The sequence below is a fragment of the Bacteroides sp. AM23-12 genome, assembly GCF_003434395.1.
Lineage (GTDB): Bacteria > Bacteroidota > Bacteroidia > Bacteroidales > Bacteroidaceae > Bacteroides > Bacteroides thetaiotaomicron.
This window is the reverse complement of sequence record NZ_QTLF01000012.1, coordinates 39128-55375: the sequence shown is the minus strand read 5'-3', so window position 1 is coordinate 55375 and position 16248 is coordinate 39128. Positions and strand designations below refer to the sequence as shown.

At 41.4% G+C, this 16248-nt stretch carries 8 protein-coding genes; 7 read left to right on the top strand and 1 reads right to left on the bottom strand.

Annotated elements, in window-relative coordinates; translation table 11 throughout:
* Positions 1-19 precede the first annotated feature (19 nt).
* The 3 genes from DW640_RS12240 (at position 20) to DW640_RS12225 (ending at position 5862) form a co-directional block, all read left to right on the top strand.
* Positions 20-1591 (top strand): arylsulfatase, encoded by a 1572-nt coding sequence (locus DW640_RS12240; protein ID WP_048693576.1) that lies wholly within the window; start codon positions 20-22, stop codon positions 1589-1591.
* A gap of 202 nt (positions 1592-1793) precedes the next feature.
* Positions 1794-4235 (top strand): glycoside hydrolase N-terminal domain-containing protein, encoded by a 2442-nt coding sequence (locus tag DW640_RS12230; protein ID WP_048693570.1) that lies wholly within the window; start codon positions 1794-1796, stop codon positions 4233-4235.
* A gap of 49 nt (positions 4236-4284) precedes the next feature.
* Positions 4285-5862: a beta-N-acetylhexosaminidase gene (locus DW640_RS12225; protein WP_048693566.1), complete on the top strand. Its 1578-nt coding sequence runs from the start codon at positions 4285-4287 to the stop codon at positions 5860-5862.
* Between the two features lie 7 nt (positions 5863-5869).
* On the opposite strand, the gene DW640_RS12220 is transcribed toward DW640_RS12225, so the two are convergent.
* Positions 5870-7141 (bottom strand): histidine-type phosphatase, encoded by a 1272-nt coding sequence (locus tag DW640_RS12220; protein ID WP_048693563.1) that lies wholly within the window; start codon positions 7139-7141, stop codon positions 5870-5872.
* Positions 7142-8408: 1267 nt separating this feature from the next.
* On the opposite strand from DW640_RS12220, the gene DW640_RS12215 reads away from it, so the two are divergent.
* The 4 genes from DW640_RS12215 to DW640_RS12200 are packed head-to-tail and all read left to right on the top strand — an operon-like array spanning position 8409 to position 15968.
* A complete protein-coding gene (locus DW640_RS12215) occupies positions 8409-9764 on the top strand; it encodes an IPT/TIG domain-containing protein (protein ID WP_080973887.1) in 1356 nt (451 codons plus the stop codon).
* A 30-nt stretch (positions 9765-9794) separates the two neighbouring features.
* Entirely contained in the window at positions 9795-12920 is a 3126-nt protein-coding gene (locus DW640_RS12210) for a TonB-dependent receptor (protein WP_048693557.1), read from the top strand.
* A 19-nt stretch (positions 12921-12939) separates the two neighbouring features.
* Positions 12940-14958 (top strand): RagB/SusD family nutrient uptake outer membrane protein, encoded by a 2019-nt coding sequence (locus DW640_RS12205; RefSeq protein WP_080979788.1) that lies wholly within the window; start codon positions 12940-12942, stop codon positions 14956-14958.
* Positions 14959-15014: 56 nt separating this feature from the next.
* Entirely contained in the window at positions 15015-15968 is a 954-nt protein-coding gene (locus tag DW640_RS12200) for a BT_3987 domain-containing protein (RefSeq protein ID WP_008766809.1), read from the top strand.
* The last annotated feature ends 280 nt before the right edge of the window (positions 15969-16248 follow it).

The window sequence follows — 16248 nt, the reverse complement described above, 5'->3', positions numbered from 1 at the left end:
AACTTATTAAAATACAGTTATGATAAATAGAATAGTATATACTTCATTTTTATTAGGAGCGAGTTTCGCCAGTACAGAAGCACAGGTAAGTACTCCTCCCAATATTGTATTGATTTTATGTGACGACATGGGATTCTCCGATCTGGGTTGCTACGGAAGTGAAATCCAGACTCCCAACATAGACCGTCTGGCAGAAAACGGGGTACGCTTCAGCCTGTTCAAAAATACAGGAAGAAGCTGCCCTAGCCGTGCTGCTTTGCTGACAGGACATTATCAGCACGAAGCCGGCATGGGATGGATGACGGCAGTAGATGAACACCGCCCCGGATACAGAGGACAAATTACAAAAAACATCCCCACCATTGCCGAGGTGATGAAAGCGAATGGCTACAGCACATATATGAGCGGTAAATGGCACGTCACAGTGGACGGAGCTTTTGATACTCCCAATGGCAGCTATCCGGCCCAACGGGGATTTGACAAATATTACGGTTGCCTGAGCGGAGGAGGCAGTTATTATAAACCAACACCGGTATACAGCAATCTGACCCGAATCAAAGAATTCCCCGATGACTATTACTATACCACTGCCATCACCGATTCCGCCGTCAGTTTTGTCAAGCAACACCCTACAGACAAACCGATGTTTATGTACGTAGCTCATTATGCCCCTCACTTACCCCTCCAAGCTCCTGCCGATCGTGTAGAGAAATGCAGAGACCGATATAAAGTGGGATATGACATGTTGCGTAAACAACGTTTCGACAGGTTAAAGGAGCTGAAGTTCATTTTGGACGAAATGGATTATCCTGTCTACCAAAAAGAATTTGACGGAAAACGTCCCTCTTGGGAAACACTCACACCAAAGCAACAGGAGCAATGGATTACCGATATGGCAACCTATGCCGCCATGATCGAAATTGTGGATAGCGGAATCGGTGAACTGGTGGAAACCATCAAGGAGAAAGGGATGCTGGACAATACCGTATTTATCTTCTTAAGCGATAACGGTGCAACCAAAGAAGGCGGATACCTGGGCCAGCTTATGGCTGATTTGAGCAATACTCCTTATAGAAGCTATAAGTCACAATGTTTTCAGGGAGGCACAAGTACCCCTTTTATCTTATCTTATGGCGATGCCGAAAAAAACAAGATGAAAGGTCAGATTTGCAGGCAACCTGCCCACATTATAGACATACTGCCTACCTGCATGGATATTGCCACAGCTACTTATCCGTCAGAATTCAAAGAGAATTTGCCCGGCAAGAGCTTACTCCCTCCAATCCATGGAAAAAAGATAAAGCCCAGAGAATTATACTTTGAGCATCAAAGTTCCTGCGCCATTATTTCCAATCATTGGAAACTGGTACGCGGCAGCCGGAATGAACCATGGGAGCTAATCGACTTATCGGCAGATCCGTTCGAAACCAAGGATTTGTCCGCCCAATATCCGAAGCTAGTGAAAAAACTAGAGGCTAAATGGAATAAATGGGCGAAACAATGTAATGTCTTTCCACTCGAAAACAAACCTTGGACCGAAAGAATTAACTACTATCTGAAACAAAATCCGGATCAAAGCGGAATAGAATAAAATCCGGGAACAATAGCCTTCTTAATACTAGGTTTAGAAAAAAGACTGTTCCTTTTAGACGAACAGTCTTTTTTCTGTTTACAAGACATATTGTTTGTATATAGCTGTTTTTTTATTACTTTTGTGCTTTCAGCCCCAAAGAGCTGTAACACACTTAAATTCATGAAATATACTTTTATCTAATAATAAACACGCTACGACAATGAGAAAGAAACATTCGCTCCTATTTTGTGCCTTATTTACGATTTTTACGGGACATGCAGAAGATACGGATTATACCAAAGGACTTTCTATCTGGTTTGATTCTCCCAATACATTACAAGGAAAAGAAGTCTGGCATAGTTCCAAACAGGATGCCAGTTGGGAATCACAGTCATTGCCTATAGGTAATGGAAGTATCGGTGCTAATATTTTGGGTTCAATAGAGGCGGAACGCATAACTTTTAATGAGAAAACGCTTTGGCGTGGCGGTCCTAATACAGCCAAAGGAGCAGATTACTATTGGAATGTGAACAAACAGTCCGCGTACATCCTGGACGAAATACGTAAAGCGTTCGTAGAAGGAGACCAGAAAAAAGCGGAAAAACTGACACGCGAGAATTTCAACAGTGAAGTCCCTTATGAATTTTCCAGAGAAAAGCCTTTCCGGTTTGGTAACTTCACTACAATGGGAGAATTCTATGTAGAAACAGGATTAAGCACAATAGGTATGAGTGACTACAAACGTATCTTATCATTGGATTCGGCAATGGCGGTGGTTCAGTTCAAAAAAGATGACGTAGCATATCAGCGTAACTATTTTATTTCTTACCCTGCCAATGTGATGGTGATGCGTTTCAGTGCCGACCAACCGGGCAAACAGAATCTCACTTTCAGATATGCCCCCAATCCGGTATCTACAGGACAGTTCTCTGCCGACGGTAATAATGGTCTTGTTTATACGGCTTCTCTGGATAATAATGGAATGAAATATGCAGTCCGTATTCAGGCAACAGTAAAAGGCGGTACCTTAAACAACACAGATGGACGGATTACAGTGAAAGAAGCTGATGAAGTCGTATTCTATGTGACTGCAGATACCGATTATAAAATGAATTTCGCACCGGACTTTACCGATCCTAAAACATATGTCGGTGTTAATCCGCTTGAAACAACCCAGCAATGGATGAAGGATGCCGTAGCCAAAGGATATGCCAACTTACTGGACGAACACTACAAAGACTACGCTTCTTTGTTCAACCGGGTGAAACTGGAGTTGAATCCTACAGTGAAAACATCCAATCTGCCCACTGCTCAACGACTGAAAAACTATCGGAAAGGACAACCTGACTACTACTTGGAGAAACTCTATTACCAGTTCGGACGCTATCTGTTGATAGCCAGTTCCCGACCGGGAAATATGCCTGCCAATCTGCAAGGCATCTGGCATAACAACATAGACGGTCCTTGGCGTGTGGATTATCATAATAACATTAATATCCAAATGAACTACTGGCCAGCCTGCTCTACAAACCTGGATGAATGTATGCTTCCGTTAATCGATTTCATCCGTACCTTAGTGAAACCGGGAGAAAAGACCGCTCAGTCTTATTTTGGCGCAAGAGGATGGACAGCATCTATTTCCGCCAACATCTTCGGCTTTACCACCCCATTAGAAAGTCAGGACATGTCCTGGAACTTTAATCCGATGGCAGGCCCCTGGCTGGCAACTCACGTCTGGGAATATTATGACTATACCAAAGACCTGAAATTCCTGAAAGAAACAGGATATGAACTGATTAAGAGCAGTGCCAACTTTACTGTTGACTATCTCTGGCATAAACCGGACGGAACGTATACGGCTGCCCCCTCTACTTCACCGGAACACGGCCCTATCGATCAGGGAGCTACATTTGTGCATGCAGTTGTCCGTGAAATCCTGCTGGATGCCATCCAAGCGAGCAAAGAGTTGGGAATAGACAAAAAAGAACGCAAACAATGGGAACATGTGCTTGCCAATCTCGTTCCTTATAAAATAGGTCGTTATGGTCAGTTACTGGAATGGTCAACCGATATCGACGATCCGAAAGACGAACATCGCCATGTAAATCATCTCTTCGGTCTGCATCCCGGACACACTGTTTCTCCTATCACTACTCCCGAACTGGCAGAAGCTGCCAAAGTTGTATTGGTGCATCGTGGCGACGGTGCTACCGGCTGGAGTATGGGATGGAAGTTGAACCAATGGGCACGCCTGCAGGATGGAAATCACGCCTATACCCTCTTTGGTAATCTGTTGAAAAACGGAACAGTAGATAACCTTTGGGATACACACCCGCCTTTTCAAATAGATGGAAACTTCGGTGGCACAGCAGGTATCACAGAAATGCTGTTGCAGAGCCACATGGGATTCATCCAACTGCTGCCTGCATTGCCGGATGCCTGGAAAGACGGTTCGATTCAAGGTGTATGCGCCAAAGGAAATTTCGAGATAGATATGATATGGAAAGACGGGCTCTTGCAAGAAGCCACCCTTCTATCCAAGGCGGGAGAAAATTGTACCGTAAAATATGCCGGTAAAACAATCTCTTTCAAGACTGCAAAAGGACGTAGCTATCAACTTAAATATGACAAAGAGAATGGATTAACCCAAATCAGACAATAGCACTGAATCTATTTCATTCAGATGAACACATTTACCCCCAATATCGACCATGAAAATTTATACTTGCCTTTGTTTGCTTTTCTTAGCCGGATATCTGGTTGCCCAGAATAATACTTCGGCTTTGTTGCCCATGCCCAATCAGATCACACCGGTAAAAGGGAAACCTTTTACCGTCCGTTCCGGAAAGACGGCTATCTATTTGAATCAGCCGGAATTGCAGTTTACAGCAAAGACGCTGCAAACGATATTACAAGACAGGATGCAGGCAAAGGTTCCACTTGCATCCGAATCCGGCCGTGCGGACATCCGTTTGCTGGTTGATCCTGCAATGGAAGGAAAAGAGCATTATCGTATCAAAATAACCTCCAAAGGGATCACTATCAGCGGAGCTACCGCAGGAGCGGTCTATTATGGAGTCATGACGATGGATCAGCTTCTATTAGGTGACGCGTGCGCCACTGCACACAAGGAGATTTCTCCAATCCGCATTGATGATGCACCCCGCTTCCCTCATCGGGCATTGATGCTCGACCCTGCCCGTCATTTCCTTCCGGTAAATGATGTGAAGTTCTTCATTGACCAGATGGCACGTTACAAATACAACATACTCCAGTTGCACTTGACAGACGACCAGGGATGGAGAGTCGAAATAAAAAAACATCCTAAATTAGTCGGCAAAGATTATTATACGCAAGAGCAGCTTGCCGAAATCATTCAATATGCCGCCCAACGGAATATCGAAGTCATTCCCGAACTGGATATCCCCGGACATACAGTAGCTATACTAGCCGCCTATCCCGAATTGGGATGTACACACACCGATACGCTACCTAAGATAGTAGGCAAAACTACAGATCTAATGCTTTGCGCGAACAATGAGAAAGTGTATTCCGTATATCAGGATATCATCAAAGAAATATCTTCCTTGTTCCCATCCGATTACATACATTTAGGAGGCGACGAAGCTGTGATAGAAAAGAACTGGACCCAATGTAGCCGTTGTCAGGCCATGATGAAAAAGCTAGGTTATCAGAAAGCTTCACAGCTCATGATTCCTTTTTTCAGCCGTATGCTTTCTTTCGTCCAAGAGAACAATAAGACTCCTATACTTTGGTGCGAACTGGACAATATTTATCCGCCTGCCAACGACTATCTCTTTCCTTATCCCAAGAACGTAACTTTAGTAAGCTGGCGTGGAGGATTGACACCTACCTGTCTTGAACTTACCCGAAAACACGGTAATCCGCTTATCATGGCACCAGGTGAGTACGCTTATCTGGATTATCCGCAACTGAAAGGAGATTTTCCCGAGTTCAACAATTGGGGTATGCCCGTTACTACTTTGGAAAAGTCGTATCAATTCGACCCGGGATATGGCGTGCCTGCCGAAGATCAGGCTCATATCACCGGAGTTATGGGAACTTTATGGGGAGAAGCGATACGAGACATTAACCGGGCAACTTATATGGCATATCCCCGCGCTTTCGCATTGGCAGAAGCCGGATGGACACAAATGAAATTCCGTAATTGGGAATCATTCAAACAACGTCTCTACCCCAACCTAACTAATCTGATGAAGAAAGGGGTTTCGGTACGCGTTCCCTTTGAAATAGCTGACAAGAAATAGATTCAAATTAGTTTTTGACAAGTATCCTTTTTGCCATTTCTATTCGTTCTTTAAAATATGCGCAAACGGTTTCCCAGGGATAATAGGGAAAACGAGAAGTTGCAATGGGGAGTTTCGCTTCTTTTTCATTCAAAAGAATCTTAACCCATACCCCACGGGCTTTATCATGGTAGAAAATCCATTGTACATTAGCAGCCATTGGAGATATCTCATAATCTTTCCAATATCGGGAAACTGAATCAGGATTGGAAATTTGAACATCCGTATTCTCTATGCCCATCAATGCCACAAAAGGGATCACCGTTTCCGCATGAGCAAAACGAAAGTTCGCAGCATTATCAGACTTGCCTTTTATTACTTCATCAGTAGTATAAATGAAATCTGATAACAAAGGCCATGAAATGGCAACAGGCAACATCCTTCCGACAGGTGCGGAGCTTTTACTCATATATTGTCTCAAATTCTGAGTTTGCCAATAGCTACGCCATTCTTCCATTGTGAAAAGGTCGTCTAAATTCGTCAATAGACCTGTATCAGGAAGTATGGCAGCTATGGAAAACAAAGCCATAACAACCTCTTCCGCTTCTTCATCGGTCTCTCGTTCCGGTTCAATAAAAAATTTCTTCATGATAGAAGCAGAAGATATTTTATTCCGTACAAATGCTTCATATATAGAAAGCCAATCACCATTATTCTTATAATTTACATAAGATTTGTTTAAATCAAAAAAGCGGAGAATATCATCGTATTGCCTCCCCTCATTTCGTTGTATACGTAAAGAAGGATTATCCTGCATCAAACGAGTAAGAAATGCATCCATACTATTTATACACCGAGGAACATAGGTTGCTATAGCCTCGACTTTAACCGAATTACTGAATAATTGAGGATAATGTCTCATCATACGTCCGGCAATTCCCTTTTGTTCCAACTCTCCCAACACTGACAGTTTTCCCCACTGTCCCTCAAAACTATCAGATAAATGCTGTAATGTAGAGAGTAATATTTTCCCATCAGTTGTTAGTCTGTTTTCCTGTTGCCCCAGTATAAGTGCTTCTTTAGCCTTATCCAGTGCCTTCCCTGAAGTTGGGAACCGGGCTCCATGTCTTCCCAAATGGTTGATATAAAATGGCACCATATCACTAGTAGAAAGATGGAATGAATCTTCCTGAACAGGATATAGCATTGCTGTTCCTGCATATTGTTTTATTACATCCTGTCCCCAAACACTGGAAATAGAATAAAACATAAAAATCCCAATTAACAATAACCCTTTCATATTATAAATCCATTATATTTATAGGCTATAACGATGAAAACAATGATTATGTTTACCCAAACTCACACATAAAACCCTAAGATTTCAGTTTCAACTGGTCATTTATGAACAGTCTCTATATGAATAGAAAAATAAAGTTGTACTATACACACTTTCTATTCTTAAAGAGACAAGCATACCTTTCCATACAAACAAGTGAATATATATAATTTAGGGATAAAGCGTTTTTTGCAACCATTTAAACAGTAGTATAAAACGGAAAGCATACTACTATTATTAAGTTAATATACAAATAGATACAGATCATTATATTCTCAACATGTTCTCATGCCTTTGAGAAAAAATTCTCACCATAATGAGAAAAAATACTCATGCCTTTGAGAATATTTTCTCATTGCAATGAGAAAAACTTCTCATTGCGGTGAGAATAAAAGTCCCTTGTAGGAATCTGATAATGATTCACTACTTCACGTTTTATAGATGCTTTAATTCATGACGGAATAAAGAAAAGGATAAACTTTCGATGCTATTACTTGAAGATTTCAAATAAGTTCTTGTGGAACTTGGTTAACTCTGTCTTTTAATAAATCCAATACTGTTTGTATTCACCAATATCATATTTATGTCTGTGCAAATATAAAACTATTTTTTAAAGAATGATATAATAACCCCATTTTTTCTTTATTTTCCTCCTAATAAAATGTTTTTTCCAACGAATACTCATCAAAATAATACAATTTGAGTCTCTATATTAGTACTCAAAATATAATAAAAGTCATTCTTATTCATAAGCAACTCATAGACTACTATTTAGCTATTCTCCATATAATTATATCAAGTTCCACAAGAACTATAATCTAATTTGTATTTTTTATAGAAACAAAACAGCACAGTTCGGCATTGCAGAAAAAAAAGATATAATATGTTAGCCTTTTAGTATAAATAAAATAACAATAATGCCTATGGAGAAATAAATATTAAACTATTTAATGTACACACAACATTACAGAAAATACATGATTAAAATTAATCATGTATACAACGAAGCGAAATCCTATATCAAGGAAAACACAATGAAAGATTGCCTATACAGACAATAGTTTGAAATAACCTTAATAGTTTAACTAATATCAATTTCATGGAAAACACATCCTAGGACTCCACTCGGAGATCTCGCCAAGCGAGAGTTCTCTGTTTACTCCAAGTATACATTTAGCAACTTAAATCTCTCCCCTTGCCGAGGAGTATTAACATTTAAATACTATTTATGAAAAAGAAAATCACACAAACGTTACTGCCAATAGTTATGGGATTATCCCTAATAATGCAGTTTGCCTGTTCGGATGACGATAAATCAGGCGGAAATTATAATGGACCTCTAAAACTAACCACTTTTTATCCGGATTCAGGATATCTTTCCTCCAAAATTATAATAGAAGGTGAAAATCTAGGAACAGATGCTTCTAAATTGTCAGTCTACTTTAATAAAAAGAAAGGATACATTTCACAAGCATCCGGAAATATTCTGATGGTTTATGCACCTAAATTACCGGGAGACACCTGTATCATCTCTGTAGTAAAAGGAAATGATTCTCTTACTTTCGACAACAAATTCCGCTACATCTCCCGTTTTACAGTAGAAAATGTATGTGGTAAAACAGGTAGTGGATATAATATTGGCGGAGATCTTGCCAGTACAACCTTTGAAGCTTGGCGATTAAAAGTAGGATGCTGCGATCCGGAAGGGAATTATTATTCATGTTATTCTTCATTTGGAAATAATGGAGGTCTTGCGTTAATCAGTGAGAAAAAAAACCAATCAAAGAAAATCATATCAGAAATGGTTAATGATGTAATGTATCACAATGTAACCGAGAAACTGTACGCCGTAGGTACACAAAAAAACGTCATTTATGAGATTGATCCTTCCAACGACTGGAAAGTTAAGCGACGTTACTTGAAACCACAAGACCCTCCTGCCAAACAAATTGACTACAACTCTACAGCTTGTATAGCTTATTGTACTACAGATGGCTACTTTTACGGCCGTACGGCAACCAAACAATTATTCCGATTTAAACTGGAAGATATGGTATGTGAATACATCAAAAACGATGTATATAACTCGACAACTCCAGAAACAGAAAACAGCTATATTGTCAGCATGATGTTCGACCCGACTGAACCAACTCATCTATATACTTCTTACGGAGCATCTTCTGTTATAACCATGCAGGATGTATCGAAACCTGAATCTGAAGAAATAATATATGCCGGACATCTTAATGTAAGAGCTGATAATACGAGTACTACTCAAGTAATTAATGGATATCGGACAGACTGTTTGTTTAACTGGAACAACCAAATGACCATTATAGTAGACGAATCTGGACAAAAAAACATGTACATTGCAGATGCCGGAACCCAGACCATACGCAAAATTGATATGAATACAGGTATGGTAACAACCGTTGTAGGCAGACAAAATGTTAAAGGTAACCAAAGTGGCACTCCACTGGAAGCCACCTTCAACTGGCCCAAGGGAGTAGGATTGACTGCCGAAGGAGATTTGTATATTTCAGACTGCGGGTCCGGATGTGTCCGCAAGTTGAGTCTGCGTTAACCCCAATAATCATATGTAAAGAAGACACTAATGAAAAAATACATATTACTATCATTACTGTTCTTCTGCAACGCATCAATAATGATGGGGCAGGAGAAACAATTAACAATTTCGGGACATGTATTCGACGAAAGCAATGAGTCGCTGCCCGGAGTCAGCGTATACCTAAAGGACCGCGCAGGAGTAGGTACCAGCACCGATATTAACGGAGCCTTCAAGTTATCTGCCCAAAAAGGAGATATGATTATATTCTCTTTTATCGGTTACAAAAAGATGGAACATATCGTTTTGAAAGATGAAAAGAATCTGCGGATTATGCTGAAAAGCGATTCACAACAAATGGATGAAGTTGTCATCACCGGTATGGGAACAAAAGAAAAGAAGGTCAACCTGACCGGAGCTGTCACCAATGTGGATATATCACAGATACAGACACCAGCCACTTCCCTAACTAATATGCTCGGTGGTCGTGTACCCGGTATTATCTCCGTACAGTCCAGCGGTGAACCGGGCTCTAACATGTCTGAATTCTGGATTCGTGGTATTGGTACGTTTGGAGCAAGCTCGAGTGCACTTGTACTTATCGACGGGCTCGAAGGTGACTTGAACAGCATCGACCCCGCCGATATCGAAAGTTTCTCCGTATTGAAGGACGCTTCCGCAACTGCCGTATACGGTGTACGCGGTGCGAATGGAGTCGTACTGGTGACTACCAAGCATGGGACATCCGACAAGATGGAAGTAAACGTTCGTGCTAATGTCAAAATCTCCTATCTCACTAAGCTTCCCGAATATTTACGTGCATACGACTACGCTGTGTTAGCCAATGAAGCAAGTGCCATGCGTGGAGCACAGCCTATTTATGATGACATTGAACTGAAAGCCATTCAGTATCATCTGGATCCCGACTTTTATCCGGATGTAAACTGGCAGGATGAAATTCTGAAAAGAACCTCGCTTCAGCAAACATATTACGCTAGTGCCAGAGGAGGTGGTAGTATCGCCCGTTATTTTGTCAGTATGAATATGTCAAATGAATCGGCAATCTACAAGCAAGACGAAAACAGCAAGTACATCAAGGATGTGCACTACAACACTTACGGAATGCGTCTGAACGTAGACTTCAACCTGACCAAGACAACCGAACTTTATTTCGGTTCGGATATCTACCTATCCTCACAAGCACTACCCGGGCAAGGAGCATCAACCGACCAATTATGGGATGCCCAAGCCAAACTGACTCCGCTCACTATTCCTGTCCGTTATTCTACAGGAGAACTGCCCACCTACAAATCGGGCGCAAAAGATGTGTACTCACCCTATGCCATGTTGAATTATACAGGTTTGAAAAACATCAATACTTACTCTGGTACCTATACAATACGCTTACAGCAAGATTTCAGTTTTCTACTGAGAAATCTGGCTCTTAACATTCAGGGGGCCTACAGCAACAGCTCTTATTTTGAAGAGACACGTTCTGTCAAGCCCGACATGTATTGGGCGGAACGCAGGGATGAGAACGGAAATCTGGAACTTATACACACTATAAAGAAAGAAGGAACAAAATATACTAAAAACAGAGACAGCCAGTACCGGAAATACTTTCTTCAGGCAAATCTAACCTGGAAAGCTATGCTGAACGATGAACACCGTATTTCCGCTCTTATACATTATGAAATGAGTGATAGCAAAAACACAAAAGATTTAAATAAGGACGGTATGGCTGCTATTCCTTTAAGATATCAGGGTTTGTCTGGAAAAGTCAGTTATGGGTTCAGAGATACATATCTGCTCGATTTCAACATAGGATATACCGGTTCAGAAAACTTTGAGAAAGGTAAACGCTTTGGCTTCTTTCCGGCCATATCCGGTGGTTGGGTGCCTACCCAATATGAATTCATGCAAGAAAAGCTTCCTTGGCTGAATTTTCTCAAAATCAGAGCTTCGTATGGTATCGTAGGTAACGACCGTATTTCAGACAAACGTTTCCCCTATCTGACGATTATCAATGAGTCTGCCGAAAAAGGCTGGGGATACAATGAAGCCGGAATCACTGAAAATCAAATGGGAGCCGACAATCTGAAATGGGAAAAAGCGAAAAAGATAGATGTAGGTATCGAAGGCGAATTATTCAACAGCAAACTGAGTTTCGTGATCGATTTCTTCAAAGACATCCGTGATGGCATCTTCCAGCAACGCCAACAAGTTCCAGAGTATATCGGCCTTGTCAGCATGCCATTTGGCAATGTAGGCAGCATGAAAAGTTATGGTTCGGACGGAAACGTGACCTATATACAGAATATTGGCAAAGATATGTCGGTAACATTCCGAGGAAATTTTACCCTTAGTAATAACAGGGTGAATTATTTTGAAGAGGCAGATACCAAATATGAATATAATTCTGCCACCGGACGTCCTTATGGATACCAAAAAGGACTGATCGCATTAGGATTGTTCAAAGATGACGAGGATATCGCTAATAGTCCTAAACAGACTTTCGGTAGCTATCTGCCCGGAGATATTAAATACAAGGATGTCAATGGAGACGGTGTTGTAAACGGGGATGACAAAGTACCTTTGTCATTCAGCAGTACTCCACGCTTCATGTATGGATTCGGAGTTGAATTCAGATATAAGAGACTGTCGGCTGCCGTACTATTCAAGGGAACCGGAAATACCGATGTTTATCATGTGGGGGTACCAGCTTCAAACGGCGCTCTATATGACGAAGGCTACATTCCATTCTATGGCAAACAGACTGGTAATGTACTGAGCATAGTCAAAAACCCTGCCAATCGTTGGATTTCCCGTGAATATGCTGAGAAGATGGGGCTAGATCCATCTTTGTCAGAAAATCCTAATGCCCGATTCCCTCGCATGTCATACGGAAATTTGGAAAACAATTCCCAGACATCCAGTTTTTGGAAAAACAATGCAAAATACCTGCGGCTATCAGAAGTAAACATCAATTATAGTGTAAATGTACCCAAGACTATAAAGAATTTGGGAATCAATTCTATCGACCTTTCACTCGTAGGCAACAATCTTTGCGTATGGGATAAGATTGATATCTGCGATCCGGAACAAGCATTATACAACGGACGGCGTTATCCAATTCCTGCCAGCGTGACTTTGCAGGCATACATCAAATTCTAACTATCAAAAAATGAATTATATGAGAAAACTAATATTGCATTCAATTCTATTGTTGTCCGTCTTTTCTATCTCTTCCTGTAATTATCTGGATGTAGACAAGTGGTTTGACGATACAATGAAATATGACTCCATCTTCTCCCGTAAAGAATACTTGGAAAGATATATGTGGAACGTAGCATCCATGTTTCCCGATGAAGGAGACTTTCTCAATAGTCCGGCGACAGCAGGACCGTTAGCTACCGATGAGGCTTTTGAAACTTTTAATGCAGAAACCTATACTGGTATGGCATACGTCACGGGAGCCATTAACGAAGAAAACATCACCAATAAAGATGCTAAAAAGAAAAAATCTATTTATCAATGGGACACGATGTACAAAATCATCCGTAAGGCAAACATTATCCTCTCACGTATGGATGAAGTGACCGATATGAGCAATCTGGAAAAACCGGACATCTGGGCATACACCTATTTTATGAGAGCCTACGCATACTACCATCTCATCATGGATTTCGGTCCTGTCATCCTTGTAGGAGATCAGGTATATCCCTCCAACGAGCAGCCGGAAGCCTATGCAAACGTACGTGCGACGTATGACGAATCAGTAGACTATGCTTGCGAACAATTTGAGTTGGCGGCACAATATCTGCCAGAGACTCAACCGAACAGCAGCTTCGGCCGTCCCACCAAGGGAGCGGCTTACGCACTGATTGCACGGTTAAGATTGATACAGGCTAGCCCATTATACAATGGCCGCGGACAAACATACTTCGGGAACTGGAAACGGAGCAGTGACGGAGTGTTCTACATTTCCCAGCAATACGACGATCGTAAATGGGCGGTAGCCGCAGCAGCTTGCGAAAGAGTCATGGACATGGGGCGTTATGAACTGCATACTGTCCCTGCAGATAAAGACTCTTTTGTACCTCCAACCAACGAGAATCAGGCGTTTCCCAACGGAGTAGGCGGTATTGACCCGCTTAAATCTTACAGCTATATGTTCAATGGCGAAACAGATGGCAGAAAAAACAAGGAGTTCATATGGGGAAGAACGACCGGTAATCTATGCATTAGAGAATCTTTTCCACATTCGATGGACGGATACAATGGGATGGGCGTAACACAAAAGATGGTCAACATGTTCTATATGAATGACGGAACAGACAACTATCCCGAAGATGCAAAGCCATACAAAGAAGACGGAACATATGATAATACAAATTTCAGCACCGAGGATGAGACCTTCTCCGAATATGTATTGAAGTCAGGAGTCTTCAACATGTACCGTAATCGGGAAATGAGATTCTATGCCAACATCGGTTTCTCCGGCCGTTTCTGGAAAGCCCGCTCATACAGCGGAAGCGATGCTAAAAAGGAGCAGATGATTAAATATGACAACTCTTCTGTAACGGATGGGAAGCACTCCTCCAGTGGTAATGTGAACGACTACCCCGCCACCGGTTATGTTATCACCAAATACGTGCATGACGACGATGCATTCTCTTCGCCCGGAGGAATATTAATGGAAAAATTTTTCCCTATCATCCGTTATGCTGAAATCCTGCTGGCTTATAGTGAAGCACTCAATAATCTTCAGGGCAGTTATTCCATCGAACTGAAGGGATCGAACGGAGAGACTAAAGTCTACGAGGAAAGCCGTGACATATACAAAATCAAGCAGGCGTTCAACCCAATCAGATACCGTGTAGGACTCCCCGGAGTGAAAGATGATGAGTTGGCCAGCGTGGATGGCTTTAACAAAATCCTTCAAAGAGAAAGAGCTATTGAATTCTTGTATGAGAATCAAAGATACTATGACGTGCGCCGATGGGGCATCTACGAAGAGTCCGAAAAAGAAGCGATACAGGGGATGGACCTCAGCAAAGATGAGATGAGTGGATACTTCTATCCGGTAGTAGTAGACCATCCCTGGATAAGACACAGAGTAGTAGATCGTAAAATGGTATTCCTACCTATTGGCAAATATGAAATAAGAAAAGTGGATGGTCTGGATCAGAATCCCGGCTGGGGAGATTAAACAAATCACCCTATGAGACAATTCGTTAGCATTGAATATAAATTAAAAGAATAAGAATGAAAACATATAAAATAAGCATCCTGTCGCTGTTACTCGCATTACTATTTCTTGCCGGATGCAGTGACAGAAAGAAGTTCTTTGAAGATGAACGATACGAGAAAATGGTATACATTGTCAGCGACAATAACAATATACACAATTTGGTTTACGACCTGGATGGCAAAGACGGTAATATACGCAATCTGTCGATTGCGTGTAGCGGAACCAATCCGACAGAGGAACCGGTTACAATATCGCTCACAGAAGACACAGTTCTTCTGGATGAATATAACTATACGAACTTTATCGAAGATTATAGCCGATATGCCCTCAAGATGGACCCGAAAGACTATGCGATAGAAAGCAGCACAGTTACTTATCCGACAGGAGAACCATACACGTTGGTACCTATCAAAATAGACATTTCAGTCATTGAAAGTCTGGACCCGGATAAAATCTACTTTATTCCCATAGCAATAGCCGACGCAACTCCTTATCCTATAGTAAAAAAGAAAGGAAATGCATTATTACAGATACAAAAGAAAAACAAATATACCAGTTCCGCAGAACCTGCAAGCTATAATGCATCAGGGTATGAAGGCAGCGGATACTTTGTCATCACCAAAACAATGGTACCTCTGACCAAAAATCGGGTAAGAATCAATATCGGTACTAAGAGATTACCGGCAGAACCGGAGAATCAGCCGGACTTCATCAAGAAAAATACGATTGTTATCGAAGTAGCTGATGATAACTCCCTGACTGTAGAACCTTATGATCCTGAAGAAATGGAAGTGGAAACAGTGGATGTCAAAGTAGCCCATCCGGGTGATAACGCCTATGCACTCTACAACAACCGGCTCGACCCGACAACTACGACCTTCTGTGTATGCTATAAGTATAGACTCAAAACAGGTAGTTGGACCGAAGTACGGGAAGCAATACGCTTACCGGTGATTGTCATAGAGTAAACAAGCCAAATAAAGACCTATTAATATAAATCCGGAATAACCATCCGAATCAGAAGAAGTTATTGCAAAAGTCTGTAAGCTCTCCTCCCCCCTCTCCTTTTTTTTAAGGAGAAGGGAGAGCTGAAGACCCGAAGAGCAGATAAACGCACAAACCATTATCATATAAATTTATCCTGCCGACATCTTTCTGACAATAAGGCAGAGAAATAAAAACGACTATGAAATAAACACAAAAAGTCCCTGTAAAGCATTAATTTACAGGGACTTTTTATTTTCTTAA

What these genes read in the sequence shown, in the direction of transcription:
- DW640_RS12240 (WP_048693576.1), top strand. Translation starts at nt 20, where the DNA reads ATGATAAATAGAATAGTATATACTTCATTTTTATTAGGAGCGAGTTTC.
- DW640_RS12230 (WP_048693570.1), top strand. Translation starts at nt 1,794, where the DNA reads ATGAGAAAGAAACATTCGCTCCTATTTTGTGCCTTATTTACGATTTTT.
- DW640_RS12225 (WP_048693566.1), top strand. Translation starts at nt 4,285, where the DNA reads ATGAAAATTTATACTTGCCTTTGTTTGCTTTTCTTAGCCGGATATCTG.
- DW640_RS12220 (WP_048693563.1), bottom strand. Translation starts at nt 7,141, where the DNA reads ATGAAAGGGTTATTGTTAATTGGGATTTTTATGTTTTATTCTATTTCC.
- DW640_RS12215 (WP_080973887.1), top strand. Translation starts at nt 8,409, where the DNA reads ATGAAAAAGAAAATCACACAAACGTTACTGCCAATAGTTATGGGATTA.
- DW640_RS12210 (WP_048693557.1), top strand. Translation starts at nt 9,795, where the DNA reads ATGAAAAAATACATATTACTATCATTACTGTTCTTCTGCAACGCATCA.
- DW640_RS12205 (WP_080979788.1), top strand. Translation starts at nt 12,940, where the DNA reads ATGAGAAAACTAATATTGCATTCAATTCTATTGTTGTCCGTCTTTTCT.
- DW640_RS12200 (WP_008766809.1), top strand. Translation starts at nt 15,015, where the DNA reads ATGAAAACATATAAAATAAGCATCCTGTCGCTGTTACTCGCATTACTA.